Consider the following 24,065-nt stretch of genomic DNA (forward strand, 5'->3'; position numbering starts at 1 on the left):
GGTGCTCAACCGGATGATCACCGCCGAGCCCGCACTGACACTGGAGCTCGCCCGCCGCCATTACCGGGCGGCGGTCAGCCGGATCACCCAGGCCCTGCAGGTCATCTTCCCGTCAGGCTTCGCCGATCGGATCGGCGAAGAGACTGTTGGTGAACTCGCCGATACCATCTGGCGGTACGCGATGCTGCTGCTGCTGTTGCCCAGTGCCGAACCTATCGAAACAGCCGATGAGATAAGGGCTTTCGCCACCAAGCACTTCCTGCCGAGCCTGTCGGCGGCGCTGCGCGCCGATCCGGCTACGGTCACCCCAGTCTGACCGTCAACGCACCTTTGCCGACGGACTCCACCAGGTTCGGACAGCGCTGCCGCAGCGCCTCGAGCAGCCGCATCCGCAGCGTGAATTCGGCTGCGGCGCAATGTTCGCAGGCCCCGCCGAGCCGCACGGAGACGTCGTCGCCGTGTCGCTCGGCCGTCACGCTGCCGCCGTGCGACCGCACGAAGTCGCCCACCGAGCCGGCGAGCAGGTCGGCGGTCACGCGCATCAGCACCTCACCGGGTGCGGGGTCCACGCGCCACCCGTCCGGCTCACCCAGGGCTTCGCGTAGCGCGGACTGCACACCCACGCCCACCCCGGCCCAGGACCGGCCCTCGGGAACCCACAGCCACACCGCGCCGTGCTCGGTCAGCGCGTCGGACAGCGTTGCGTCGCGCAGCATGTCACCGAGCCGGCCGGGGGCCTCGCGGACCCGTCCCGCCGGCACCAGGCCCGGCGGTACCACCCAGCGCACGGCGCGGTCGTCGCCGGGGACCCGTTCGGCATGGATGCCGATCATCGTCACACCAGGGCGACGACGGTGCGGGCGGCGAACGCCAGGAGCCAGGCCAGGGCGAACATGTAGCTGAACGCCAGCGCCGGCCATTTCCACGAGCCGCTCTCGCGGCGCAGCACCGCCACCGTCGACATGCACTGCAGCGCATACATGAAGAACACCAGCAGCGCGGCGATGGTGGGCGCGTCGAACAGGGGTCGCCCGGCGTCCGGCCCGGTCTGCACCGTCATCTGCCGCAACGCCTGTGCGGGGTCATCCGGATTTTCCGCGGCGGCCACCTGGCCCAGCGTGGCGACGAACACCTCGCGGGCGGCCAGCGAGGACAGGATGCCGATGTTGATCCGCCAGTCGAACCCGAGCGGTTCGAAGACGGGCTCCACCGCCCGGCCGACCGAGGCGGCGTAGGAGTGGTCGATGACGTAGGCGCCGACGGCGGTGGAGTCGCCGGTGTCGACGCCGGCGGCGGTCAGTTCGGCGTCTGAGCGCAGCGGGAGGTTGAGCAGCACCCAGAGCACGACCGTCGTGGCCAGGATGATCGAGGTGACCTTGCGCAGGAAGGCCGACGTCGCCGTCCACACCTCGGCGGCCACGTTGCGCAGCCGCGGCACCTGGTACGGCGGCATCTCCATATAGAACGGCAGTGTCGGTCCGCTGCGGGCGGCGAACTTCTTGAACACCGCGGCGGTGGCCATCGCCGACAACGCGCCGAACAGATACAGCGCGAACATCACCACGCCGCGAGCGTTGAAGACGCCCACTCTGGCATCCGACGGCAGCAGCAGGCTGACCAGCAGGATGTACACCGGCAGCCGGGCCGAGCAGGTCATCAGCGGCGCGCCCATCATGGTGGCGAGCCGGTCTTTGGCCGACGGCAGCGACCGGGTGGCCATGATGCCGGGGATGGCGCAGGCAAACGACGACAACAACGCCACGAAGGCGCGGCCTTCCAGGCCGGCGCGGGCCATCACCCGATCCATCAGGAACGCCGCTCGGGCGAGGTAGCCGGTGCCCTCCAGTAGCGCGATGAGGACGAATAACAGCGCGATCTGCGGCACGAACACCAGCACGCTGCCCACGCCGCCGATCACCGCCTGCGACAGGAACGCCGACAGCAACGGCACGTGGACGTGGTCGGCCACCAGTTGTCCGAGCCAGCCGAAGAAGGTCTCCACATAGTCCTGTAACGGAGCTGCGACGGTGAAGATCGTCTGGAAGAACACGAACATCGTCAGCAGGAAGATCGCGGTGCCGATCACCGGGTGTAGGACGAGCGAGTCGATCCGGTGCGTGCGTTTGTCGATCTGCGGCAGCTGGTAGCCCGATGACTCCAGCACCGAGTCGACCCATCCGGTGACCTCCGCCGGGTCGGTGGGCGGCGGCACCACCGGGGCGGTCCAGGTGTCGACGCGCGCCATCACATGGCGCAGATCGGCCAGGCCGTCGCGGTGTCCGGCGACCGCGGTCACCACCGGCACGCCCAGCGCCCGGGTGAATCGGGCGATGTCCAGGCGGCCACTGCGGCGGGCCAAATCGTCGGTGAACGTCAGCACCACGCAGATCGGCAGCCCGGTCTGCTGCAGTTGGGCCAGCAGTCCCAGCGAGCGCCGCAACGTCGTCGCGTTGAGCGTCACTAGCATGGCGTCGGGCACATCGACGCCGGTGTTGGTGCCGTCGGTGTCGAGCACGTCCACCACGATCTGCTCGTCGGGGCTGATCGGGTCCAGGCTGTAGGTGCCCGGCAGGTCCTCGACAGCGACGGTGTCGTGATCGCCCAGCCGTGTGGTTCCCTCGTAGCGAGCGACGGTGACGCCGGGGTAGTTGCCGGTCTTTGCGTGCAGACCGGTCAGCGCGTTGAACAGGGTGGTCTTGCCGGAGTTAGGACTGCCGACGACGGCGAACCGGGTCAGGCCGACGTGCGCGGTGGTGGTACCGCCGGCGCCTCCGCAGTGGTCGTGAGCGCCGCTCACCGCGATCCGATCCCGGTCCCGCCGACGTCGACATGGATGCTGCGGGCCTGGGCGGTGCGCAAAGCGATCTCGTAGTCGCCCACCCGATAGATCACCGGGTCGCGCAGCGGAGCGCGCCGCACCATCGCCACCTCGATTCCCGGCACCAGGCCCAGGTCGAACAGGCGTCGCGCCGAGCTGGGTTCGACCTCGTCGTCGTAGCCCACGACGGTCGCGCGCTGGCCTCGCTGCAGGTCGGCCAGCGTCGGCCGGGCCCGGCCGTCCCCGTGTGGCATGTGCCCCGCTGCCAGCGGCCGCGCGCGCATCCGATCGGAGACCGAGGACATGAGGTTAGGGTAACTTAACAAAATCTCGCTTGTCGCCCGCGCGCTCGTGGAAAGGGACTTTGGTCCCCGGCCCACCCTGTGGTTGACCACCTGGATCCGGCTGGGACACTGGTGGTCATGATCGAGCAGGCAGCGTCATCGATCGCATCCGCGCGGTTGTTCGCTCAGGCGTGCACGGTGATTCCCGGTGGGGTGAATTCACCGGTCCGGGCGTTCAACTCCGTCGGTGGCACGCCCCGCTACATGGCCTCCGGGCGGGGTTGCTGGCTCACCGACGCCGACGGCAACCGCTACGTCGATCTGGTCTGCTCCTGGGGGCCGATGATCCTGGGACATGCTCATCCCGCGGTGGTCGAGGCGGTGCAGAAGACCGCGGCGGGTGGGCTGTCGTTCGGGGCCCCCACTGCCGGTGAGACCGAACTGGCCGCGGAGATCATCGCGCGGGTGAAGCCGGTGGAACGGGTGCGCCTGGTCAACTCCGGCACCGAGGCCACCATGAGCGCGGTGCGGTTGGCCCGCGGGTTCACCGGGCGCCCCAAGATCGTCAAGTTCTCCGGCTGCTACCACGGCCATGTCGACGCACTGCTGGCCGACGCGGGATCCGGCGTCGCCACCCTGGGCCTGCCCTCCTCGCCGGGGGTCACCGGCGCCACTGCCGCCGACACCATCGTGTTGCCCTACAACGACATCGCGGCCGTCGAGGAGTCCTTCGCGGCGTTCGGCGACAGTATCGCCGCGGTGATCACCGAGGCCTGCCCGGGCAACATGGGTGCGGTCGCCCCGCTGCCCGGCTACAACGCAGCGCTGCGCCGGATCACCGCCGAGCACGGCGCTCTGCTGATCGTCGACGAGGTGATGACCGGCTTCCGGATCAGCCGATCCGGTTGGTACGGCGTGGATCCCGTCGACGCCGACCTGTTCACCTTCGGCAAGGTGATGAGCGGGGGCCTGCCGGCCGCGGCCTTCGGCGGCCGCACCGATGTGATGGAACGCCTGGCGCCGTTGGGGCCGGTGTACCAGGCGGGCACCCTATCCGGGAACCCGGTCGCGGTGGCGGCCGGCCTGGCCACACTGCGACATGCCGACGACGCGGTCTACGCAGCGCTGGACGCGAACGCCGACCGCCTCGCCGGGCTGCTGTCCGAGTCGCTGAGCGCCGCCGGCGTGGTGCACCAGGTGGCCCGCGGCGGCAGCTTCCTGTCGGTGTTCTTCACCGATGAGCCGGTCGGTGATTTCGCCGCCGCCCGGGCCAGCGACACCTTCCGGTTCCCGCCGTTCTTCCACGCCCTGCTGAACGCCGGGGTGTACGCGCCGCCGAGCGCCTTCGAAACCTGGTTCGTATCCGCAGCTTTGGACGACGACGCCTTCGACCGGATCGCCGCGGCCCTGCCGGCCGCGGCCCGTGCCGCCGCGGAAGCGGGCGCTTCATGAATCGGATCCCCGCCGGCCGGACCGCCGCCCCAGGGCCGGCCGCGAGCGGCCGGACCATCGTCCACGTCATGCGCCACGGCGAGGTGCACAACCCCGAGGGCATCCTCTACGGCCGCCTCCCGGACTACCACCTCTCCGAGCGGGGCCGGGCGCAGGCCGAGGGGGTGGGCGAATGGCTGGCCAAACGCGACATCATCTATGTCGTCGCCTCCCCGCTGGAGCGGGCCCAGGAGACCGCCGCACCCATCGCGGCCAAACACGACCTGCCCATCCACGTCGACGATGCACTGATCGAGTCGCACAACGTCTTTCAGGGCAAGCGAGTGTCACCGGGCGACGGTGCCCTGCGCGACCCGCGCAACTGGCGGCATCTGCGCGATCCGCGCAAGCCCTCCTGGGGTGAGCCCTACCAGGAGATCGCCGCACGGATGAAGAGCGCTCTGCACCGCGCCCGGGAGAAGGGGTTAGGCCACGAAGCGGTGTGCGTGAGCCATCAGCTGCCCGTCGAGACCCTGCGCCGGGCGATGAACGCCGAACCGCTGCATCACTTCCCGACCAAACGGATGTGCAACCTGGCATCGGTGACGTCGTTCTACTTCGACGGTGCCGACTACGTCGGGTGGGGATATTCGGAGATCGCGGGCCGGTGAACCGCCTCATTTCGGTCGTCATCAGTGGGGTCGCCGCGGCGGCTGTGCTCCTAGCCGGCTGCTCTACCGGCGACGACGCCGTCGCGCAGGGCGGCACCTTCGAATTCGTCGCGCCCGGTGGAAAGACCGACATCACCTACGATCCGCCGCAGACCCGTGGCAGGCCGGGGCCGCTGTCCGGGCCGGATCTGATGGATACCGGCCGCACCATCTCACTGACGGACTTCGCCGGCAAGATCGTGGTGATCAACGTCTGGGGTCAGTGGTGCGGACCGTGTCGCGCCGAGGTCGCCGAGCTGGAGAAAGCCTATGAGGCCACCAAGGCGCAGGGCGTGGCGTTCCTGGGAATCGACGTGCGCGACAACGACATCGACGCCCCGCGGGACTTCGTCATCGACCGCAAGATCAGCTACCCGTCGATCTACGACCCGGCGATGCGCACCATGATCGCCTTCGGCGGCAAGTACCCCACCACGGTGATCCCCTCCACGGTGGTGCTGGATCGAGAGCATCGGGTCGCGGCGGTGTTCCTACGCGAGCTGCTCGCCGAGGATCTGATCCCGCTGCTGCAGCGGCTGGCAGCCGAACCGGCGCCGGGTACGCCGTGACCGGCCTGGCCGAGACCGCCGCAGCCGGGCCGCTGTTCGTGGCGCTGGGCCTGTGCGTGCTGGCCGGGTTGGTGTCCTTCGCTTCTCCGTGCGTGGTGCCGCTGGTGCCCGGCTACCTGTCTTACCTGGCCGGGGTGGTCGGTGCTGCCGACGATGGTGCCGTGGTCGGCGCTGCCGACGATGCGGCCCGGCCCGGCGCCGCCGGTATCGGTACCCGTCAACGCTGGCGGGTGGCTGGATCGGCACTGTTGTTCGTCGCCGGATTCACGGTCGTCTTCGTGCTCGGGACGGTGGCGGTACTCGGCATGACCACAACGTTGATCACCAATCAAATTGTGCTGCAACGCATCGGCGGGGTGCTCACCATCATCATGGGGCTGGTCTTCATCGGCTTCATTCCCGCGCTGCAGCGTCAGGCGCGGTTCACCCCGCGGCAGTGGGCCGGGCTGGCCGGGGCGCCGCTGCTCGGGGCCGTCTTCGGCTTGGGCTGGACACCCTGTCTCGGGCCGACGCTGACCGGGGTGATCGCGGTTGCGTCAGCCACCGACGGCGCCAGCGTGGCGCGCGGGGTGGTTCTGGTGATCGCCTACTGCCTCGGCCTGGGCATCCCCTTCGTCCTGCTGGCGCTGGGCTCAGGCTGGGCGGTCAACGCGTTCGGCTGGCTGCGGTGGCACAGCCGGGCCATCCAGATCTTCGGCGGTGTGCTGCTGATCGCCGTCGGCGTCGCGCTGGTGACTGGCGTCTGGAACGACTTCACCTCCTGGGTCCGCGACGCCTTCGTCAGCGACGTGAGGCTTCCGATCTGATGACCACAGCCCCGCCCGTGGAGGTCCACGTCCCCGACGCACCCAGGCATGGCGGGCGTCTGCGCCCGCTGCTGTTGAAACCCTGGCGCGCGCTGACCTCCATGGGCACTGCGCTGGTACTGCTGTTCCTGCTCGCGCTCGGCGCCATCCCCGGTGCCCTGTTGCCGCAACGCAGCCTCAACGAGTCCAAGGTGCAGCAGTACCTCGGCCAGCATCCGGTTCTGGGCCCCTGGCTGGACCGGCTGCAGATGTTCGACGTGTTCTCCAGCTTCTGGTTCACCGCGATCTATGTCCTGCTGTTCCTCTCGCTGGTGGGTTGTCTGACCCCCCGCATCGTCGAGCACTTCCGTAGCCTGCGGGCCACCCCGGTGCCCGCGCCCCGCCGGCTCGAACGGTTGCCCCGGCACGCCAGGATGACCGTGACCGGAACACCGGCCGAGGTGGCCGCCCGCATCGACGGGCACCTGCGGGGCTGGCGGCGCGTCACCCGGACCAACGGCGACGAGGTCGAGGTGTCCGCCGAGAAGGGTTACCTGCGGGAGCTCGGCAACATCGTCTTCCACTTCTCCCTGCTGGGCCTGCTGGCCGCCGTCGCCGTCGGAAAGCTGTTCGGCTACGAAGGCAACGTCATCGTGCTCGCCAACAGCGGGCCGGGGTTCTGCTCGGCCACCCCGGCCGCCTTCGACTCCTTCCGCGCCGGCAACAACGTCGACGGCACCTCGCTGTACCCGATCTGTGTGCGAGTCAACGATTTTCAGGCGCTTTACCTGGAGACCGGGCAGGCCACCTCGTTCGCGGCGAACATCGACTACCAGGCCGGCGCCGATCTGGCGGACGGCACCTGGCGGCCCTACCGGCTGGAGGTCAACCACCCGTTGCGGGTCGGCGGTGACCGGGTCTATCTGCAGGGGCACGGCTACGCCCCCACCTTCACCGTGACCTTCCCCAGCGGGCAGAAGCGAACGCAGACCATCCAGTTCCAGCCCGACAACTCCCAGACGCTGCTGTCCTCGGGCACCGTCCGCTTCGATCCGCCGCCCGGGCTGTACCCGGCCGATGAGCGGCGCAAGCACCAGATCGCCATCACCGGCCTGTTCGCCCCCACCCAGCAGATGGACGGCAAGCTGCTGTCGTCGAAGTTCCCCGCGATGAACGACCCCGCGGTGGCGGTCGACATCTATCGCGGTGACGCCGGACTGGACACCGGGCGGCCGCAGTCGCTGTTCAGGCTCGACAACCGGCTGATCGAGCAGAAGCGGCTGACCAAGCTCAAGCGGGTCAACCTCTCGCTGGGCCAGGACGTCCGCCTGGACGACGGAACCACCGTCCGTTTCGACGGCGCCACCCCGTTCGTCAACCTCCAGGTCTCCCACGACCCGGGCCAGTTCTGGGTACTGGTGTCGGCGCTGACCATGATGGCCGGTCTGCTGGTCTCACTGGTAGTGCCGCGGCGGCGGGTGTGGGCGCGGATTAGACCCGGCGGGCAGGAGCGCAGCGACATGGGGATAGATCCCGGCGGGCAGGAGCGCAGCGACACGGGGATAGATCCCGCCACTCCAGGTACCGTTAATGTCGAGTTGGGCGGGCTTGCCCGCACCGACAACTCGGGGTGGGGCGAAGAGTTGGAGACGCTTGCCCGCCGGCTCGGTTCCGTTGCGGAGGATTGATGAACACCGAACACATCGATATCGGCCTGGCCCGGTATTCGGACTGGGCCTTCACCGCGTCGGTCGTCGTCCTGGTCCTGGCGCTGCTGATGCTGGCGATCGAGCTCGCCTCCAGCCGCGGGCGCCGGGTCGAGGAACGGGAGCTGGTCTCTGCCGGCGGGGTGGCCGTGGACGACAACCGCCCCGGCGTGGTCGTCGAGGCCGGCACGACACCGGTGGCCGAACGCATCGGCTCCGCCGGGCTCAATCTGGTCTACCTGGGCATCGGGCTGCTGCTGGCCTGCATCGTGCTGCGCGGCCTGGCCACCGCCCGGGCGCCATGGGGCAACATGTACGAGTTCATCAACCTGACCAGCTTCTGCGGTCTGGTGGCGGCCGCGATCGTGCTGCGCAAGCCGCAGTACCGCGCGCTGTGGGTGTTCGTCCTGGTGCCGGTCTTGATCCTGCTCACCATTTCCGGCAAGTGGCTCTACACCAACGCCGCGCCGGTGATGCCCGCGCTGCAGTCCTACTGGCTGCCCATCCACGTCTCGGTGGTCAGCCTGGGCTCAGGGGTGTTCTTGGTCGCCGGTGTGGCCAGCATCCTCTTCCTGCTGAAGATGTCGAAGTATGCCGAGCCCGGCAGGACCGGCGTCCTGGCCGGGATCGCCTCCAAACTCCCCGACGCCCAAACCCTCGACCGCATCGCGTACCGCACCACGATCTTCGGATTCCCGGTGTTCGGCTTCGGCGTCATCTTCGGGGCCATCTGGGCCGAGGAAGCCTGGGGCCGCTACTGGGGTTGGGACCCCAAGGAGACGGTGTCCTTCATCGCCTGGGTGGTCTATGCGGCGTACCTGCACGCCCGATCGACGGCAGGCTGGCGCGACAAGAAGGCGGCCTGGATCAACATCGCTGGCTTCGTGGCGATGGTGTTCAACCTGTTCTTCATCAACCTCGTCACCGTCGGGTTGCACTCCTACGCCGGAGTGAACTGACGTCGGTCTGACTGCCCGGCTTATCCTCGGGACTGCCGTCCCGCATCGTCTCCGGGCTAGCGCGGGTTGTTGTCTCCGTGGCTGAGCCGCCACAGGAATTCTGGGTCGTCATCGGGACCGATAACGCGTTTTGTGGGGCGGCTGGCGTTGGCGCGCATCGCCCGCAGCGCGACAAACGTCAAGCCGCAGACGAGCAGGATGAGCAGCAGGTAAAGCACCGGTAACCTCCTTGTTCCGAATATACGCGCGTCGGTAGGCTTTCCGCCGTGACGGACGAACAGGTTGGCGGTACGAAGGGCGCGATGGTGCGCGACGTCGTGGTCTACACACTGGCGCGAGTACTTCTAGTGGGGGTGTTGACGGCGGCGATCTTCGCCGCGGCCGGGGTGATCGGCGTCGAGGTTCCCCTCGTGGTGGCGATGCTGTTCGCGATCATCATCGCGCTGCCGCTGGGCATCTGGCTGCTGGCACCGCTGCGGCGCCGGGCAACGACCGCAATCGCCGGGGTGGACGAGCGCCGCCGCCTCGACCGCGAGCAGTTGCAGGCCCGGTTGCGTGGCGAGGAGCCGACGAAGTAGCTCAGCCGAAGGCCAGCGCCACGGCGACCGCGACCGACCACACCAGCATGGTGAGCCCGGTGTCACGCAGGACTGGAATGAGGTCCCTGCCGCCGGCGCCGCGCCGCACCGGACCGGCAGCCTTCACCGCCAGCGGCACGGCGAGCAGGCCCAGCGCGCACCACGGCGTGGCACGCATCAGCACCAGGGTCAGCAGCCCGGCCATTCCCAGCAGCGACAGGTAGAACACCCGGGTGCGAGCGTCCCCGAGACGCACCGCCAGCGTCATCTTCCCGGCCACCCGGTCGGTGGGAATGTCGCGCAGGTTGTTGGCTACCAGCACCGCCGACGACAGCGCCCCGACCGCCACTGCGGCCGCGGCACCTACCCAGTCGACCCGCAGCGCCTGGGTGTACTGCGTGCCGAGCACCGCCACCAGGCCGAAGAAGACGAACACGGCGATCTCGCCGAAACCCGCGTAGCCGTATGGCCGCGAGCCGCCGGTGTAGAGCCACGCCCCGGCGATACACAGCGCACCCACGGCGATCAGCCAGGGCGCGCTGACCAGCGCGAGCGCGACACCCGCGGCCGCTCCCACGCCGAGACTCACCACCGCCGCTGTCAGCACGGCGCGCGGGGAAGCCAGCCGTGCGCCGACCAGACGCAGCGGACCGGCGCGCTCGTCGTCGGTGCCTCGAATGCCGTCGGAGTAGTCGTTGGCGTAGTTCACACCGATGATCAACGCCAACGAAACCAGCAGCGCCAGAAGGGCTTTCCACCACACGGCCGATCCCAACCATGCGGCCGCCCCGGTGCCCGCGATCACCGGTGCGACGGCGTTGGGCAGGGTGCGTGGTCGCGCACCTTCGATCCACTGCGCCACGGTGGCCATCGGACTCACAACCCGCCGACGAGGTTCAGCGCCATCGCAATGATGAAGGTCCCGAACACGTAAGACATCATGCCGTGCGACAGAACGGTCATCCGCAGCTTTCGGTTGCTCAGGCCATTGTCGGGCACCGAATAACACATCCCGATCGTGAACGCGACGTAGGCGAAGTCGAGGTACGTGGGTAGATCGCCGTCGAAGTCCATTCCGGGCCGCTTCGGGTCCGGGGCGTTGTAGTAGAGCCGGGCGTATCGCAGCATGTAGACGGTGTGCACGACCAACCACGAGCCGAAGACACTGAGGATGCCGACGATCCCAGCCGCCAGATCCGGTTTGTTCCCGGAGGTGGCGTAGAGCAGGTAGCCAACCCCCGCGATGCTGGTCAGGCTGGCGGCCATGACCAACAGATGGGAGACGTGTCGGGTTCCGTCCCGCTCATAGTGCAGCGCGTGCTGACGGGTCGCCGCTGCGTCCATCCGCCAGATCACCGCCCAGGTCCACGCCAGGAATATCACTGAAGCGGTGATCCAACTGGCCGCCGGTGCGTAGTGCGACAGGCCCTTCGACGCTGTCGCCGCAGCCATACCGAGTCCGGCGATCAGGGCGGTTGCCACCCGGAACGCCACCGGCCCCCGGGACCCGAGTACGTCACGCAGCATCACAGGCCAAAGTCAATCATTCCCAGAGCCCGGGGATACTGGACTGTGTGAAGACAGAGATTTGTGATCAGTTCGGCATCGAGTTCCCGCTCTTCGCCTTCAGTCACTGCCGCGACGTCGTCGCCGCGGTGACCAACGCCGGCGGGTTCGGTGTTCTCGGCGGTGTGGCCTTCCGTCCCGATCAACTCGAACAGGAACTGACCTGGATCGACGAGCATGTCAACGGCAAGCCCTACGGCGTGGACATCATCGTTCCCGCCAAGTACGAGGGCAAGGGCGAGAACCTCACCCGCGATCAGCTCGCCGAGCGGATTCCCGCGGAGTACCGCGACTTCATCAACGAACTTCTCCAGACCCACGACATCGACGCCGAAGAGCTGCGCGTCGGCTCCTCGGCGCTGGGCGGCGATACCGGCAAGGGCCTGCTCGACGTCGCGCTCAACCACCCGATCACGATGATGGCCAACGCCCTCGGCGTGCCACCGGACTACATGATCCAGGCTGGCAAGGAGCGCGGCATCCCCGTCGCCGCACTGGTGGGCGCCAAGGAGCACGCGATCAAGCAGGTGCAGGCCGGGGTGGACCTGATCGTGGTGCAGGGCACCGAGGCGGGCGGGCACTGCGGAGAGGTGACGACGCTGGTGCTCATCCCCGAGGTGCTCGACGCCATCGCCGAAATCCCCGGCGGCAAGGACGTTCCCGTGCTCGCCGCCGGCGGCATCGTCACCGGCCGGCAGATGGCGGCCTGTGTGGCGATGGGTGCCGCCGGCGCCTGGACCGGCTCGGTGTGGCTGACCACCGAGGAGGCCGAGACCGCGCCGTACACCAAACAGAAAATGCTGGAGGCGTCCTCCCGCGACACCGTCCGCTCGGCCGGCCGCACCGGCAAGCCGTCGCGGCAGCTGCGATCGGACTGGACCGATGCCTGGGCGCCGAATCCCAAGGGCCGCCAACCCCTGCCGTTGCCGCTGCAGGCCATGATCGCCGAACCGGCGCTGCGCCGGATCGACAAGCTGGCAGCCAGCGGTCACCCCGGTGCGCAGGCACTCTCGACCTACTGGGTGGGTCAGGGCGTCGGCTTGATGAACAAGATCAAGCCCGCCCGTGAGGTCGTCCTCGAGTTCATCGAGGACTACGTCAACGCTGCTGAGCGGCTGTTCCGCACACTCGACGACTAACACGCGGGTGACGGCTGCCAAGCCCGGCCCGATTCCGGTCACCGTGATCGGCGGCTACCTCGGCTCCGGTAAGACGACGCTGCTCAACCAGCTGCTCAGCCAGACCGTCGGCCAGCGGATCGCGGTTCTGGTCAACGACTTCGGTGACATCGGGATCGACGGCGACTTGATCGCGGCCGCCGACGGCGACACCATCACCCTGACCAACGGCTGCGTGTGCTGCCGGATCGGCAGCGACCTGATGACGGCACTGTGGTCGGTCCGCGATCGCCAAGACCCGCCGGAGCACCTGATCATCGAAGCCAGCGGTATCGCCGACCCCGCGCCGATCGCCCATCACGGCGGCCGTCAAGGCTTTCCACGCCCGCAAGCTCAACGTGCACTGCCACGGCAACGGCAACGGCGCGGGGGAGGTGTTCATCGACGCTGTGGAGGAGGTGTTGCGCACTGACGCCTGGCTGGATCACCGGCATGTGCTGCAGCACTCCCAGATGACCACCGCCGCCCAGTACCGGCGGATGGGACGGTTGGGCATCTGCGCCAACATCTTCACCAACCACATCTGGTACTGGGGCGACCAGCATTACGAATTCACCATGGGCCCGGAGCGCACCCGCGGGATGTGGGCGTGCCGAACGGCATTGGAATCAGGCGTGCCGCTGTCGTTCCACACCGACTCCGGGGTCACCCCTGTCGGTCACCTGATGACGATGTGGTGCGCGGTGAACCGGGTCACGCCCAGCGGCCGGGTGTTGGGCGACTACGAGAAGATCACGCCGTATGAGGCGCTGCACGCCGCCACCATCGGTGGTGCGTTCCAGTTGCACATGGACCATGAGATCGGTTCCATCGAGGCCGGGAAGTCCGCCGACTTCGCGGTGCTGGCGGAGTCGCCGCTGGACGTCGATCCGCTGGCCATCCGCGATATCGAGGTGTGGGGAACCGTGGTGGGCGGCGAGGTGTTCCAGGCCGAGTCCGGCTGACGTCGAGTGAGGCATGGGAACCCGCGTCGACCTCCGAGCACCCGAATTGCCGTCAACCCGACGACGCTATGGACAACCTTTCCGGCCTGAAGTCTGTTCCAGTACTGCCGATTTTGGCCCGGGCATGGCCGTGGCCGGTGGCTTGGAAGATGACTCGTCGGGATATCTGCACAGCATGGTCGGCGAAGCGCTCGTAATAGCGGCTCAGCAAGGTCACATCGACCGCGGCGGTCGTACCGTACACCCACTCACGGTCAACCATGACGGTGAACAAATGGCGGTGCAGATCGTCCATCGCATCGTCGGCCTGACGGATGTAGCGAGCCCGGCCGAGGTCATGGGAAACGATCACCTGACGGGCGTTGTCGCCCAATTCGATGGCAATGCGCCCCATTTCGGCGAAGTAGCCCTGCACTTCCTCTGGTACCGCGCACCTCGGGTGGCGGCGCCGTGCGGCTTCGGCCACATGGAGCGCAAGCGCACCCATGCGTTCGAGGTCCGCCACGATCTGGATCGAGCCGACGACTTCCCGGAGATCGCGTCCCATCGGCGCATGCAAAGCCATCAGCGCGAAACTCGCTTCCTCGGCTCTGACACTGGCGGACCTGATGTTTTCGTGTTCGCCGATCACACGCTCTGCCGAGTGCAGATCGGCCCGAAGGAGAGCCTGGGTTGCGCGTTCCATCGCGGTTGCCGCCAAATGGCACATGTCGACCAATTGACCGGTTAGACCTGCGAGTTGAGCGCCATACGCGGACCGCACCCTAGCAAAGCTAGTAACACTAGGAAACCAGTCCACTGAAACTGTATGAACACGGCATGAATGTTGTTACGCCGCAGCGCCGGTAATCAGAGCCAGTGGTTGCGGCGGAACTTTGCGTAGATCGTCGCGCAGACAACCGCGATCACGGTGAGAACGGCGGGATAGCCCCATCGCGAGGCTAGTTCGGGCATGTGAACGAAGTTCATCCCGTAGACACCCGCGATCATCGTCGGCACAGCCGCGATGGCCACCCAGGCCGAGATCTTTCGCATATCGACGGTCTGCTGCAGGCCGGTTCTGGCGATGGCGGCCTCGACCAGGCCGGACAGCATGTCGTCGTAGGCGACGATCTGATCGGCCGCTTGGGCTTGACCATCGGAGACGTCACGCAGGTAGCTTCTGATCTCACGTTGTAGCAGGTCCGTGTGTTCAGTGGTTAACTCCCGCAGCGCGACGCCGAGAGGTCCGATCGCTCTGCGAAGTTCAACAACATCGCGCTTCAGAAGGTAGACCTGCTGGATTCCTGGCGATGGCACCGGTGAGAACGCCTGCTCCTCGGCGTCGTCGATATCGTTTTCCAGCGGAGCGATCGCGGACAGATAGTGATCGACGGCATGGCCGATGATCGCCTGCATGACGGCGTAAGGCCCAAGGCCGAGTTCCTTGCGTTCGGTTTCCAGCCGACTTCGCAGACCGGAGAGCCCATTATGGTCACCATGGCGCACCGTGATGACGAATTCCGGTGCGACGAAGATCATGATCTCGCCGGTCTCGGCGATACGCCGGGCCGTTGCCACGGACTCAGTCGCCATGTAGTGGACGGTCTTCACCACAACGAACAGTAGGTCGTCGTAGCGTTCCACTTTTGGTCGTTGCACGGCTTGGACGGCATCCTTGACCGCGATGGGATGCAAATCGAAGCTGTCCGCGACACAGGCCATTTGGTGTTCCGTCGGCTCCCGCAAACCTAACCAGAGAAACGCCCGCTTTCCCTCGTCGTTGAGCACTCGAACCTCTGCCAGTGCCCTGTCGTAAGCGTGATCTCCCGGAAGGCGAACCCCGTCGACGTAGATCGCGCAGTCCACGACGGCGTCCTCGACTGGAGCCGGATAAGCGGCTGATGCGTCTTCCGTGCGCACGCCGAGGACATCGAGGACAGTCGGCGGAGTCGCACGTTTTGGCGGCATCTGCCCGTCAGTCCGACAACGCGCGGCCGACGATCAGCGGATCGGGTCTGCCTACCACATCGTGATCTTTGTTGTCGTAGTCGAATTCGTGCAGGACGTGTCGCATCGCGTTGATACGGGCCCGTTTCTTGTCGTTGCTCTTGACGACGGTCCATGGCGCGACCTCGAGATCGGTCCATGAAAACATGTCTTCCTTGGCGGCGGTGTAGTCGTCCCATTTGTCAAGGGAGGCAAGGTCAGTCGGCGACAGTTTCCACTGTCGCACTGGATCGATCTGCCGAATTAGGAACCGGGTTCGCTGCTCAGAAGGAGAGACGGAGAACCACAATTTTGTCAAGCTGATCCCGTCGTTATCCAGCATCTGCTCGAAGAACGGCACCTGGCGGATGAATTGCGCGTGTTGCTTGGGGGTGCAGTAGCCCATAACCCGCTCGACACCGGCGCGGTTATACCAGGATCGGTCGAACAAGACGATCTCGCCGGCAGACGGAAGGTGGGGGACATAGCGCTGGAAATACCATTGCGTCGCTTCTTTTTCGGTCGGTTTCTCCAGAGCTACGACCCGCGCGCCGCGCGGATTCAGATGTTCCATGAACCGTTTGATCGTCCCGCCTTTGCCGGCGGCGTCGCGGCCCTCGAAGACGATGATGTGCCGACGCCCGTTTGCCTGGATCCACTTCTGCAGCTTGAGCAGTTCGATCTGGAGCAGCCGCTTGTGCTCCTCGTACTCGCTGCGCGGCAAACGCTCCTCGTAAGGGTAGTTCTCCCGCCACGTGTCGACGGGCAGTCCTCCCGCGTCCAAGAGAATCGGATCGTCGTCGTCATCATCGAGGACGGTGTGGCCGTCGAATTGAAAGGACATGCCGGAAAAATAGGCGGTCCAATCGACGCTAGGGTGAAGCCAGGATTAATTCCCAGTGCGGTCGGTTCAGATCGACTCGTTGTGCCCTCAGTCGGCCGCTAGCGGAAGCCGTACCTCGAACCGGGCACCCTGGTTGAGGTTGTGCACCGACAGCGACCCCCGGTGCGCGCGCACCAACCCGGCGGCGATCGCCAATCCCAGACCCGACCCGCTGGGCAGTGACGAATCCGACCGCGGCACACGGTCATTGGAACCGCGATAGGCGACGTCGAACACCCGGGGCAGGTCGGCGGCGTCGATACCGACGCCGGTGTCGTCCACCCGGGCCCACGCCCCCTCCCGGTCGGCGCCCACCGATAGTTTCACCCTTCCTCCGGCCGGGGTGTGCGCGATGGCATTGGCCACCAGGTTGGACAGCACTCGCACCAGAGCGCGGTCGCTGCCGATCACCCGGACCGCCTTGGCGGGCAACTCGGCCTCCAGGGTCACCCCGGCACGCTCGGCCGCGATCCCGTGGGCGGACATCACGTCGTCGACCACCTCGTCGAGGGCCACCCGGTCATACGGCGCGTTGACCGCCCCGGCATTGATTTTGGCCATTTCGAAGAGGTCGTCCACCATCTCCTGCAGCCGGATGCTCTCGTGCTCGATGCGCTTGGCCTGAACCCGGACCTCGTCCGCGCGGACAATCCCGTCCGCGATCGCCTCGGCCAGCGCACGGATCCCGGCCAGCGGGGTGCGCAGGTCGTGGCTGACGAACGCCACCAACTGTCGGCGGGACTGTTCGGCCGCCGCCTCGGCGTCCTGAATCTCCTGCTCCCACACGGTTTGCCGAGCCTGGTAGCGGGCCAGCATCACCGCCGAAGGCAGCGTCACCACCGCCACGATCAGCAGCACGACGGCGATCACCTGGAAGGTGGGTTCGGTCATGAACCGGCTGGACCAGAAGACCCCGGCGAAGGTCGCCAACGTCGGAATCAGCACCAGCGCGACCATGCTCACCGTCACCGACCAGCCCCGGGCGACCCGGATGATCAGACCGCCGATGAGCACCACCGGCAACGACGAGCCCAGCGCGACCAGCGCGACACGAACCAGTTCAGGCATCGCCGCGATCGCCGCTGCCGGCTTCTCCCCGCCAGAGATAGCCGCGGCCCCAGACCGTCTGCACGCGATGATGATCGCCGAGTTTGGACCGCAATCGCTTGACGTGGACGGTCACCGTCGACAAGTCGCCGAAGTCCCAGTTCCATACCCGCTTGAGCAGTTCCTCGCGGGAGAAGACCGTGTCGGTGTGGGTCAGGAAGAACAGCAGCAGGTCGAACTCCCGGTTCGTCAGACCGACCGGCTGGCCGGCGACCGTCACCAACCGGGACGCGGTCGACACGGTCAGCTCGCCCACGGTGATCTCCAGCGGGACCGTCGACGGTGCGGCGGGGGCGCGCCGAAGTACCGAGCGCACCCGCAGTGCCAACTCGCGGGGGCTGAACGGCTTGGTCATGTAGTCGTCGGCGCCCGCCTCCAGACCGGCGATCCGGTCGTCCTCCTCGCCGAGCGCGGTCAGCAGAATGACCGGCACGGTGTAGTCGCCGCCGTGGCGCAGAGTGCGGCACAGCGACAGGCCGTTCGGGCCGGGCATCATGACGTCGAGCACCGCCACGTCGATCCGCTCGGTGCCCAGCACCCGCAGGGCCTCGTTGCCGTCGCCGGCCACCCTGACCTCAAGGCCGTCGCGCTCCAGGTACCGCCGGACGATGTCGCGCACCACGGCGTCGTCGTCAGCGATCAGAACCCGGGCATTCATAGACCCGAGCCTAACGGCGGCGAAGGGAAAGCCGCTCTGCCGTCACGCTTTCGTCACTGCAAACAGCACGCGCGCAGCGCTCAGCCGAATTGCGCGCGCAGCGCTCAGCCGAATTGCGCGCGCAGCGCGGCGCGGTCCAACTTTCCGATGCCGCGACGGGGCAGCGCGTCGACCAAGTGCACCTCACGGGGCGCGGCGGTGCCGTCCAGGTTCCGGCTCACCCACTCCCGCAGCTCCGCCACGGTCACCGGCCGGCTGGCCACCACGGCGGCGGCCACCCGCTGGCCCAGCCGATCGTCGGGAAGGCCGAAGACCGCGCAATCGAGCACCGCCGGATGTCGGCTCAGCACCGCCTCCACCGGACCCGGCAAGACGGTCAGCCCACCGGTGCTGATGCCCTCATCGGCGCGTCCCAGCACCATCAGCCGGCCGGACTCGTCGAAGCAGCCCACATCGTCGGTATGAAACCAGCCCGGCTCACCGAACGGATCCGGCCCGGACGCCGGTGGATTGCGGTACCCGCGGGCCAGGGTGGCACCCCCGATGACGACGCGGCCTGCTCCGCTCGGTCCGGCATCGTCGATCCGCATCTCCACCCCGTCCAGCGGCATTCCGTCGTACACACAGCCGCCGGCGGTCTCACTGGAGCCGTAGCTGCGCACCACGGTGATGCCGGCCGCGGCGGCGGCCTCCACGACACGTCGCGGTGCCGGGCCGCCGCCGAGCAGCACGGCGTCCAGCCCGGCCAGGGCGTCGATGGCCGCCGGATCACCCAAGGCCTTGGCTAATTGGTTGGCCACCAGCGATGCGTAGCGCCGCCCGGAGCCGAGCTCGTCTACCGCCCCCGGCAACTCCGCCGGGTCAAAGCCGTGCCGGATGTCCAGTTCCACCGGGACGGTCCCGGCCAGCGCGCTGCGCACCAGGACCTGCACACCGGCGATATGGTGGGCCGGCAGGGCCAGCAGCCAGCGGCCCGGCCCGCCCAGACGGTCGTGGGTCGCTGACGCGCTGGCGATCAGAGCCGCCGCCGTCAGCATCGCCCCTTTGGGTGCACCGGTGGTCCCGGAGGTGGTGACCACCAGTGCGATCTCGTCGTCGATCTCTTCACCGACCCGCAGCGCGGTCGTCAGCAGTTCGCTCTCCCGCAGATCGCCGGCCGGGACCGGCACCATGGGTGCGTCGCGGCCGTCGAGGACGCCCTCCAGCGCAGCCAGCATGGACAGCGCCGACGGGCCGGCCGGAACCACCAGCAGACGCAAAACTGACATCCGAACGCCTTCCTCGCAAATTTTCGCCCCAATAAAGACCAAACTACGGCCTTCCACAAATCCGAGAATGGCCAATTATTGGTCAAACGGCGTTACTTGCCTGAACAATTATTCGATGTCTGGGGAGATGGTCATCCTTGTGCTGCTGATCGCCACAGCACTTGCCTTTGACTTCACGAACGGGTTCCACGACACCGGCAACGCCATGGCAACGTCGATCGCCACTGGAGCCTTGAAGCCGAAGTCGGCGGTGACACTGGCCGGCATCCTCAACCTCGTGGGCGCCTTCCTGTCCGTCGAAGTGGCGGCCACCGTCACCAAGGACGTCCTGAAAATCCAGGACACCAAGACCGGCTCACTGCTGCCCAACGTCGACACGAACCTCGGCTTGTTGATCATCTTCGCCGGCCTCATCGGTGGCATCCTCTGGAACCTGCTGACGTGGTTGTTCGGTATTCCCTCCAGCTCTTCGCATGCGCTGTTCGGCGGTCTGGTGGGGGCGGGCCTTGCGGCGCTGGGTGTCGCTGGCGTCAACTGGTCGGGCATTACGCAGAAGATCCTCATCCCCGCACTCGCGGCGCCGGTCATCGCTTGTCTTGTGGCTGCCTGTGGTACGTGGCTGGTGTTCGCCATCACTCGTCACATCCGACACCGCAGGCGTGACGATGGATTCCGCTGGGGCCAGATTGCGACCGCATCTCTGGTCGCTCTGTCGCACGGAACTAACGATGCGCAAAAGACGATGGGCGTGATCGCGCTCGCCCTGATCACAACCGGCCATCTCACCGGCAACGTCAAAGAGGACGGACTTCCACTCTGGATCATCGCCAGCTGCGCGTTCGCCATCGGCCTGGGCACCTACCTCGGCGGTTGGCGAGTCATCCGCACCCTCGGTAAAGGCTTGGTGGAAATCGAGCCGCCCCAAGGGTTGGCGGCCGAAGCGTCGTCGGCGGCGATCATTCTCAGCTCGAGCGCAGCCGGCATGGCGTTGTCGACCACCCACGTGGCGACAGGATCCATCTTGGGCAGCGGCGTCGGTAAGTCCGGTGCGCAGGTGCGCTGGGCCGTCGCCGGTCGGATGGCTGTGGCGTGGTTGATCACCCTCCCGATGGCGGGTCTCGCCGGTGCCCTGACCTTCTGGATCGGTCTCGGAGTCGGTTCGGTGTCGTCGGATCTGTTCGGCAGCATCGTGATCTTCGGGATGTTGGTTGCTCTGTCGGCCTTCATGTGGTGGCGTGCGCAGCATCACAAGGTCGACTCGTCGAACGTCAACGCTGATTGGGACGCTTCGACCAACTCCGTGATCCCAGCCGAACTACGGGCAGCAAACCAGCCCAAGAAGACCATCGCGTAATCGGAGGCAGCTGATGCAATCCCTGGAGAACATGTTCCGCGTGCTCATCGTGGGCCTCGTCCTCGGTGCAGGGCTGCCTGCGCTATTTGCCGTCGGGCTGAGGGTTTACTCCAGCGGGGCTGGTGGCGTCGACGAGGACGGCGTCCTTCGCCAACCACACCCGATCCTCAAGCCGGTTGGTTTGCTCATCTTCCTGGTTGTCGCGGTCGTGATCGTCGCGGCGGTCCTTTGGGTCACCCGCAGCACGATCATCCATCACTTCGGGGTGGATTTGTTTCCGTTTGTACCCAAGAAGAATTAGCAGGTTTTCGATCCGGCGAGCTGTGGCGGTTTCTTTACGACCACAGCTCGCCGGATCAATCAGCTAGTTCGCCGCCTTCAGCACGGCGACAACGGCCACGTAGTCAGTTGGCGGAACACCGTTTGGGCAGTCCGCACGCAGCCACGAGACAAAGCGATTGATTACCTGGCTCATCTGGCACCTCCATTCAGCCATCTGCCCACCTGCTTTGGCCGGCGGGCTAATCAGCCAACGGCGAGCATACCCTTGGTGAACGGAAGATGAACAATCGAGCGGGGTGGCCTCGATCGGTTCCGGGCTAAAAGGCCAACTCAACGGCCCTTTCCGAGGCCAAATCGTAACTTTCGTCTAATCCGCGTGTCGCGACGTGGTGGCTGCTCAGCCGGCAAGGGGTGACCTGGCTTCTAGCCGATCGGAGCCGCCCGCCGCAGCGGGTGCATCTCCGGCACCTGAACGAAGATCAGCGTGATCCCGTCCGGGTCGGTGACGTGCATCTCGTGCAGAGTCCACGGTTCCTGACGGGCTTCCCGGGCGATAGCCACCCCGCGTGAGCGAAGTTCCTCCTGCGCGGCGTAGACGTCACGGACCTGAAGCCACAGCGCACCGGCGAAACCCTCCGGCGCATCGGCCGGCCTGCCGTGACCGGCCAGCTCGAGCAGCGTTTGTCCGGCGAAAAATACTGTGCCGCCAGGGTATTCGCGGGCGATGGCCAGCCCCAGAGAGTCGCGGTAGAACGCCAGCGACTCCTGGTAGTCCGCCGGCCGCAGCAGCATCCGGCTCGAGAGAATCTCCATCTAGGTGTGTCTACCTCAGTTGGGCTGCATGCGCTGGCGCTTGAGAACGGCGTTGAGCGCCGCCGGGGCCACGATGTCCAGCGCCCGGGCGCCCACCCCGAACCTCGGCGCGATGCGCACCGGCCGGTGCCGGGCGGCGTCGATCATCCACTGCCCGGCTTCCCGCGGAGTCAGCGCCGGCATCCGGTCGTAGGCCTTGGTCGGCGCGATCATCGGAGTGGCCACCAGCGGGTAGTAGAGGGTGGTCGAGTGCACGCCGTGCCGCGACCACTCGGTCTCGATCACCCGGCTGATGGTGCTCAGTGCCGCCTTGGACGCGTTGTAGACGCTGAACAGGGGAGGGGCTTCGCTTAATACGCCCCAGGTGGCGACGTTGATGATGTGGCCGTCGCGCCGCTCGATCATGCCGGGTGCCAAACCGCGGATCAGCCGCAGCGGTGAGTAGTAGTTGAGCATCATGGTGCGCTCGACGTCGTGCCAGCGGTCCAGCGAGTCGGCCAGCGGCCGGCGGATGGACCGGCCGGCGTTGTTGACCAGGATGTCCACCCCGCCGAAGCGCTTCTCGACGACCGCGGCAAGGTCGTCGACGGCATCCAGGTCGGACAGGTCGCACGGGATGGCGGCGGCGGTCCCGCCGTTGCCGGCGATCCGGTGGGTCAGTTCGTCGAGCAACTCGGCGCGCCGGGCCACGACGATCACTTCCGCACCCGCTGCGGCAAAGAGTTCGGCACCGGCCTCGCCGATACCCGACGACGCACCGGTGATCAGGACCCGTTTACCGCGCAGCGAGATCCTGGTCGGGCTGGGCATCCGCAGCGGCGGTCGCATGCCGGTCAGCGCGATCGCTTCGGTCAGCCGTCGGCGCAGGGGATTCACGGGTGCCGAGTCTATGCGGCGTGGCTGTGGCGGTTCGTCCGACGTTTTAGAAGTAGCGCGGGAACGGGCTCCAGTCGGGGTCGCGCTTCTCCAGGAACGCGTCGCGGCCCTCGACGGCCTCGTCGGTCATGTAGGCCAGCCGGGTGGCTTCCCCGGCGAAAAGCTGCTGACCTACCAGCCCGTCATCGAGCAGGTTGAACGCGAACTTCAACATCCGTTGTGCCTGAGGCGATTTCCCGTTGATCGCCGCCGCCCAGTCCAGGGCGACGTTCTCCAGGTCCGCATGGTTGACGACTTCGTTGACTGCGCCCATGTGGTGCATCTGCTCGGCGGTGTAGGTGCGGCCGAGGAAGAAGATCTCGCGGGCGAACTTCTGGCCTACCTGCCGCGCCAGGTAGGCGCTGCCGTAGCCGCCGTCGAAGCTGCCGACGTCTGCGTCGGTCTGCTTGAACCGCGCGTGCTCGCGGCTGGCCAGGGTCAGGTCGCACACCACGTGCAGGCTGTGTCCCCCGCCGGCCGCCCACCCGTTGACCAGGCAGATCACCGGCTTGGGCATGAACCGGATCAGGCGCTGCACCTCCAGGATGTGCAGCCGTCCGGCCCGGGCCGGGTCGACGGTGTCGGCGGTCTCGCCGGCGGCGTACTGGTAGCCGCTGCGGCCCCGGATGCGCTGATCCCCGCCGGAGCAGAACGCCCAGCCGCCGTCCCTGGTCGAAGGCCCGTTGCCGGTCAGCAGCACCACGCCGACGTCGGGGGACATCCGGGCGTGGTCGAGGGTGCGGTAGAGCTCATCGACGGTGTGCGGCCGAAAGGCGTTGCGCACCTCGGGGCGGTTGAAGGCGATCCGCACCGTCGGCTGCGGTGCACCGTCGGCGGCGTGCCGGTGATAGGTGATGTCGGTGAGATCCTCGAAGCCTGCGACGGTCTGCCAGAGTGCGGGGTTGAACGGGTTGTCGCTCACTCCGGTGACGGTACGCGACTGACATTCGGCGCCAGCAGCGGAACGTGGGTGCCGGACATTTGGTCGATCGCCTCGCTGCAGCCTGTCAGGAATGACTGATAGTCGTAGCGAGGCCTGTTTGGAGATGACTCAGCTTCGGTGTGCAACCGGTCGCAGACGGGCAGTGCCGTGCCGTCGGCCGCGTTGACCTCTTCCTGAATGCGCTTGTGTCCCTCTGTGGTGACGGCTTCGTATCCGGCTTGGTGGCCCGAATTAGGGAAGCTGCGGACAAGCAGCGTGGCCCCGGCAATGATGGCAGCCGCAACCAGAAGCGTCACCCACAGTCTGCGGTAACTGAATCCCGGAGCCCCGGAGAGCGAATCAAGAT

29 protein-coding genes and 1 pseudogene are annotated in these 24,065 nt (G+C 67.0%); 13 read left to right on the top strand and 17 right to left on the bottom strand.

Annotated elements, in window-relative coordinates; translation table 11 throughout:
* Nucleotides 1-316: pseudogene (locus ADBZ6I_RS03100) on the top strand (TetR/AcrR family transcriptional regulator); the annotation flags it as partial.
* Here the strand turns inward: ADBZ6I_RS03100 and ADBZ6I_RS03105 are convergent.
* The 3 genes from ADBZ6I_RS03105 to ADBZ6I_RS03115 are packed head-to-tail and all read right to left on the bottom strand — an operon-like array spanning nt 303 to nt 3,123.
* Nucleotides 303-833 (bottom strand): NifU family protein, encoded by a 531-nt coding sequence (locus tag ADBZ6I_RS03105; RefSeq protein ID WP_526380814.1) that lies wholly within the window; start codon nt 831-833, stop codon nt 303-305. The pseudogene ADBZ6I_RS03100 and the gene ADBZ6I_RS03105 overlap by 14 nt on opposite strands.
* Nucleotides 834-835: 2 nt before the next feature.
* Entirely contained in the window at nt 836-2,797 is a 1,962-nt protein-coding gene (gene feoB / locus ADBZ6I_RS03110) for a ferrous iron transporter B (protein WP_526380756.1), read from the bottom strand.
* Nucleotides 2,794-3,123 carry a FeoA family protein gene (locus ADBZ6I_RS03115; RefSeq protein ID WP_526380758.1) on the bottom strand — a complete coding sequence of 110 codons (330 nt, stop codon included), beginning with the start codon at nt 3,121-3,123 and terminating at the stop codon, nt 2,794-2,796. The genes feoB and ADBZ6I_RS03115 overlap by 4 nt, the downstream gene beginning before the upstream one ends.
* A 117-nt stretch (nt 3,124-3,240) precedes the next feature.
* Between ADBZ6I_RS03115 and hemL the strand changes: the two genes are divergently transcribed.
* From hemL to ccsB, 6 genes are all read left to right on the top strand, one after another.
* Nucleotides 3,241-4,554: a glutamate-1-semialdehyde 2,1-aminomutase gene (gene hemL, locus ADBZ6I_RS03120; protein WP_526380759.1), complete on the top strand. Its 1,314-nt coding sequence runs from the start codon at nt 3,241-3,243 to the stop codon at nt 4,552-4,554.
* The gene (locus ADBZ6I_RS03125; protein WP_526380761.1) at nt 4,551-5,204 is read left to right on the top strand and encodes a histidine phosphatase family protein; all 654 of its coding nucleotides are present in this window, start codon (nt 4,551-4,553) and stop codon (nt 5,202-5,204) included. The genes hemL and ADBZ6I_RS03125 overlap by 4 nt, the downstream gene beginning before the upstream one ends.
* On the top strand, nt 5,201-5,812 hold the full coding sequence (locus ADBZ6I_RS03130; RefSeq protein WP_526380763.1) for a TlpA disulfide reductase family protein: 612 nt from the start codon (nt 5,201-5,203) through the stop codon (nt 5,810-5,812). Before ADBZ6I_RS03125 ends, ADBZ6I_RS03130 begins: the two co-directional genes overlap by 4 nt.
* Nucleotides 5,809-6,618 (top strand): cytochrome c biogenesis CcdA family protein, encoded by an 810-nt coding sequence (locus ADBZ6I_RS03135; RefSeq protein WP_526380765.1) that lies wholly within the window; start codon nt 5,809-5,811, stop codon nt 6,616-6,618. Before ADBZ6I_RS03130 ends, ADBZ6I_RS03135 begins: the two co-directional genes overlap by 4 nt.
* A 101-nt stretch (nt 6,619-6,719) precedes the next feature.
* Nucleotides 6,720-8,285, top strand: a complete 1,566-nt coding sequence (gene resB / locus ADBZ6I_RS03140) for a cytochrome c biogenesis protein ResB (RefSeq protein ID WP_526380816.1) — start codon at nt 6,720-6,722, stop codon at nt 8,283-8,285.
* Nucleotides 8,285-9,262: a c-type cytochrome biogenesis protein CcsB gene (gene ccsB, locus ADBZ6I_RS03145; protein WP_526380767.1), complete on the top strand. Its 978-nt coding sequence runs from the start codon at nt 8,285-8,287 to the stop codon at nt 9,260-9,262. Before resB ends, ccsB begins: the two co-directional genes overlap by 1 nt.
* A 56-nt stretch (nt 9,263-9,318) precedes the next feature.
* On the opposite strand, the gene ADBZ6I_RS03150 is transcribed toward ccsB, so the two are convergent.
* Nucleotides 9,319-9,480 carry a hypothetical protein gene (locus ADBZ6I_RS03150; protein ID WP_526380769.1) on the bottom strand — a complete coding sequence of 54 codons (162 nt, stop codon included), beginning with the start codon at nt 9,478-9,480 and terminating at the stop codon, nt 9,319-9,321.
* An 84-nt stretch (nt 9,481-9,564) separates the two neighbouring features.
* On the opposite strand from ADBZ6I_RS03150, the gene ADBZ6I_RS03155 reads away from it, so the two are divergent.
* A complete protein-coding gene (locus ADBZ6I_RS03155; RefSeq protein ID WP_526380818.1) occupies nt 9,565-9,840 on the top strand; it encodes a DUF4229 domain-containing protein in 276 nt (91 codons plus the stop codon).
* 1 nt (nt 9,841) lies between these two features.
* On the opposite strand, the gene ADBZ6I_RS03160 is transcribed toward ADBZ6I_RS03155, so the two are convergent.
* Both ADBZ6I_RS03160 and ADBZ6I_RS03165 read right to left on the bottom strand, forming a co-directional pair.
* Entirely contained in the window at nt 9,842-10,711 is an 870-nt protein-coding gene (locus ADBZ6I_RS03160) for a 1,4-dihydroxy-2-naphthoate polyprenyltransferase (RefSeq protein WP_526380771.1), read from the bottom strand.
* A gap of 5 nt (nt 10,712-10,716) precedes the next feature.
* Nucleotides 10,717-11,367 (bottom strand): DUF1345 domain-containing protein, encoded by a 651-nt coding sequence (locus ADBZ6I_RS03165; protein ID WP_526380820.1) that lies wholly within the window; start codon nt 11,365-11,367, stop codon nt 10,717-10,719.
* Nucleotides 11,368-11,414: 47 nt separating this feature from the next.
* On the opposite strand from ADBZ6I_RS03165, the gene ADBZ6I_RS03170 reads away from it, so the two are divergent.
* The 3 genes from ADBZ6I_RS03170 to ADBZ6I_RS03180 are packed head-to-tail and all read left to right on the top strand — an operon-like array spanning nt 11,415 to nt 13,528.
* Nucleotides 11,415-12,545 carry an NAD(P)H-dependent flavin oxidoreductase gene (locus ADBZ6I_RS03170; protein ID WP_526380773.1) on the top strand — a complete coding sequence of 377 codons (1,131 nt, stop codon included), beginning with the start codon at nt 11,415-11,417 and terminating at the stop codon, nt 12,543-12,545.
* A 7-nt stretch (nt 12,546-12,552) separates the two neighbouring features.
* Nucleotides 12,553-12,996, top strand: coding sequence for a CobW family GTP-binding protein (locus ADBZ6I_RS03175; protein ID WP_526380775.1), 444 nt, complete (start codon nt 12,553-12,555; stop codon nt 12,994-12,996).
* Complete coding sequence (locus tag ADBZ6I_RS03180) at nt 12,923-13,528, top strand: amidohydrolase (RefSeq protein ID WP_526380777.1); 606 nt, start codon at nt 12,923-12,925, stop codon at nt 13,526-13,528. Before ADBZ6I_RS03175 ends, ADBZ6I_RS03180 begins: the two co-directional genes overlap by 74 nt.
* Before the next feature lie 52 nt (nt 13,529-13,580).
* On the opposite strand, the gene phoU is transcribed toward ADBZ6I_RS03180, so the two are convergent.
* The 6 genes from phoU to menE form a co-directional block, all read right to left on the bottom strand.
* Nucleotides 13,581-14,291, bottom strand: a complete 711-nt coding sequence (gene phoU, locus ADBZ6I_RS03185) for a phosphate signaling complex protein PhoU (RefSeq protein WP_526380779.1) — start codon at nt 14,289-14,291, stop codon at nt 13,581-13,583.
* A gap of 86 nt (nt 14,292-14,377) precedes the next feature.
* The gene (locus ADBZ6I_RS03190; protein WP_526380781.1) at nt 14,378-15,478 is read right to left on the bottom strand and encodes a magnesium and cobalt transport protein CorA; all 1,101 of its coding nucleotides are present in this window, start codon (nt 15,476-15,478) and stop codon (nt 14,378-14,380) included.
* Between the two features lie 7 nt (nt 15,479-15,485).
* Nucleotides 15,486-16,340, bottom strand: coding sequence for a polyphosphate kinase 2 (ppk2, locus tag ADBZ6I_RS03195; RefSeq protein ID WP_526380783.1), 855 nt, complete (start codon nt 16,338-16,340; stop codon nt 15,486-15,488).
* An 87-nt stretch (nt 16,341-16,427) separates the two neighbouring features.
* Nucleotides 16,428-17,447, bottom strand: coding sequence for a sensor histidine kinase (locus tag ADBZ6I_RS03200; RefSeq protein WP_526380785.1), 1,020 nt, complete (start codon nt 17,445-17,447; stop codon nt 16,428-16,430).
* Nucleotides 17,440-18,144: a response regulator transcription factor gene (locus ADBZ6I_RS03205; RefSeq protein ID WP_526380787.1), complete on the bottom strand. Its 705-nt coding sequence runs from the start codon at nt 18,142-18,144 to the stop codon at nt 17,440-17,442. The genes ADBZ6I_RS03200 and ADBZ6I_RS03205 overlap by 8 nt, the downstream gene beginning before the upstream one ends.
* A gap of 104 nt (nt 18,145-18,248) precedes the next feature.
* Entirely contained in the window at nt 18,249-19,361 is a 1,113-nt protein-coding gene (gene menE / locus ADBZ6I_RS03210) for an o-succinylbenzoate--CoA ligase (protein ID WP_526380822.1), read from the bottom strand.
* Nucleotides 19,362-19,527: 166 nt separating this feature from the next.
* Here menE and ADBZ6I_RS03215 point away from each other — a divergent pair, with 166 nt between their 5' ends.
* Together ADBZ6I_RS03215 and ADBZ6I_RS03220 are read left to right on the top strand one after the other, a co-directional pair.
* The gene (locus ADBZ6I_RS03215; RefSeq protein WP_526380789.1) at nt 19,528-20,766 is read left to right on the top strand and encodes an inorganic phosphate transporter; all 1,239 of its coding nucleotides are present in this window, start codon (nt 19,528-19,530) and stop codon (nt 20,764-20,766) included.
* Between the two features lie 13 nt (nt 20,767-20,779).
* Nucleotides 20,780-21,067: a hypothetical protein gene (locus ADBZ6I_RS03220; protein WP_526380792.1), complete on the top strand. Its 288-nt coding sequence runs from the start codon at nt 20,780-20,782 to the stop codon at nt 21,065-21,067.
* Between the two features lie 63 nt (nt 21,068-21,130).
* Here ADBZ6I_RS03220 and ADBZ6I_RS03225 read toward each other — a convergent pair whose 3' ends face one another.
* From ADBZ6I_RS03225 to ADBZ6I_RS03245, 5 genes are all read right to left on the bottom strand, one after another.
* Nucleotides 21,131-21,262 carry a DUF3349 domain-containing protein gene (locus ADBZ6I_RS03225; protein ID WP_526380794.1) on the bottom strand — a complete coding sequence of 44 codons (132 nt, stop codon included), beginning with the start codon at nt 21,260-21,262 and terminating at the stop codon, nt 21,131-21,133.
* Between the two features lie 209 nt (nt 21,263-21,471).
* Nucleotides 21,472-21,861, bottom strand: coding sequence for a VOC family protein (locus ADBZ6I_RS03230; protein ID WP_526380796.1), 390 nt, complete (start codon nt 21,859-21,861; stop codon nt 21,472-21,474).
* Between the two features lie 15 nt (nt 21,862-21,876).
* Nucleotides 21,877-22,737, bottom strand: coding sequence for an SDR family oxidoreductase (locus ADBZ6I_RS03235; RefSeq protein WP_526380798.1), 861 nt, complete (start codon nt 22,735-22,737; stop codon nt 21,877-21,879).
* Between the two features lie 46 nt (nt 22,738-22,783).
* Nucleotides 22,784-23,698 (bottom strand): 1,4-dihydroxy-2-naphthoyl-CoA synthase, encoded by a 915-nt coding sequence (locus ADBZ6I_RS03240; RefSeq protein ID WP_526380800.1) that lies wholly within the window; start codon nt 23,696-23,698, stop codon nt 22,784-22,786.
* Entirely contained in the window at nt 23,695-24,015 is a 321-nt protein-coding gene (locus ADBZ6I_RS03245) for a hypothetical protein (RefSeq protein WP_526380802.1), read from the bottom strand. The genes ADBZ6I_RS03240 and ADBZ6I_RS03245 overlap by 4 nt, the downstream gene beginning before the upstream one ends.
* Nucleotides 24,016-24,065: the final 50 nt, after the last annotated feature.

This window comes from Mycobacterium sp. (genome assembly GCF_044342925.1).
Classification (GTDB): Bacteria; Actinomycetota; Actinomycetes; order Mycobacteriales; family Mycobacteriaceae; genus Mycobacterium.

What these genes read in the sequence shown, in the direction of transcription:
- ADBZ6I_RS03105 (WP_526380814.1), bottom strand. Translation starts at nt 833, where the DNA reads ATGATCGGCATCCATGCCGAACGGGTCCCCGGCGACGACCGCGCCGTG.
- ADBZ6I_RS03115 (WP_526380758.1), bottom strand. Translation starts at nt 3,123, where the DNA reads ATGTCCTCGGTCTCCGATCGGATGCGCGCGCGGCCGCTGGCAGCGGGG.
- hemL (WP_526380759.1), top strand. Translation starts at nt 3,241, where the DNA reads ATGATCGAGCAGGCAGCGTCATCGATCGCATCCGCGCGGTTGTTCGCT.
- ADBZ6I_RS03125 (WP_526380761.1), top strand. Translation starts at nt 4,551, where the DNA reads ATGAATCGGATCCCCGCCGGCCGGACCGCCGCCCCAGGGCCGGCCGCG.
- resB (WP_526380816.1), top strand. Translation starts at nt 6,720, where the DNA reads ATGGGCACTGCGCTGGTACTGCTGTTCCTGCTCGCGCTCGGCGCCATC.
- ccsB (WP_526380767.1), top strand. Translation starts at nt 8,285, where the DNA reads ATGAACACCGAACACATCGATATCGGCCTGGCCCGGTATTCGGACTGG.
- ADBZ6I_RS03155 (WP_526380818.1), top strand. Translation starts at nt 9,565, where the DNA reads ATGGTGCGCGACGTCGTGGTCTACACACTGGCGCGAGTACTTCTAGTG.
- ADBZ6I_RS03160 (WP_526380771.1), bottom strand. Translation starts at nt 10,711, where the DNA reads ATGGCCACCGTGGCGCAGTGGATCGAAGGTGCGCGACCACGCACCCTG.
- ADBZ6I_RS03165 (WP_526380820.1), bottom strand. Translation starts at nt 11,367, where the DNA reads ATGCTGCGTGACGTACTCGGGTCCCGGGGGCCGGTGGCGTTCCGGGTG.
- ADBZ6I_RS03190 (WP_526380781.1), bottom strand. Translation starts at nt 15,478, where the DNA reads ATGCCGCCAAAACGTGCGACTCCGCCGACTGTCCTCGATGTCCTCGGC.
- ppk2 (WP_526380783.1), bottom strand. Translation starts at nt 16,340, where the DNA reads ATGTCCTTTCAATTCGACGGCCACACCGTCCTCGATGATGACGACGAC.
- ADBZ6I_RS03200 (WP_526380785.1), bottom strand. Translation starts at nt 17,447, where the DNA reads ATGCCTGAACTGGTTCGTGTCGCGCTGGTCGCGCTGGGCTCGTCGTTG.
- ADBZ6I_RS03205 (WP_526380787.1), bottom strand. Translation starts at nt 18,144, where the DNA reads ATGAATGCCCGGGTTCTGATCGCTGACGACGACGCCGTGGTGCGCGAC.
- menE (WP_526380822.1), bottom strand. Translation starts at nt 19,361, where the DNA reads ATGCTGGCTGCGCTGGAGGGCGTCCTCGACGGCCGCGACGCACCCATG.
- ADBZ6I_RS03215 (WP_526380789.1), top strand. Translation starts at nt 19,528, where the DNA reads ATGTCTGGGGAGATGGTCATCCTTGTGCTGCTGATCGCCACAGCACTT.
- ADBZ6I_RS03220 (WP_526380792.1), top strand. Translation starts at nt 20,780, where the DNA reads ATGCAATCCCTGGAGAACATGTTCCGCGTGCTCATCGTGGGCCTCGTC.
- ADBZ6I_RS03225 (WP_526380794.1), bottom strand. Translation starts at nt 21,262, where the DNA reads ATGGCTGAATGGAGGTGCCAGATGAGCCAGGTAATCAATCGCTTTGTC.
- ADBZ6I_RS03230 (WP_526380796.1), bottom strand. Translation starts at nt 21,861, where the DNA reads ATGGAGATTCTCTCGAGCCGGATGCTGCTGCGGCCGGCGGACTACCAG.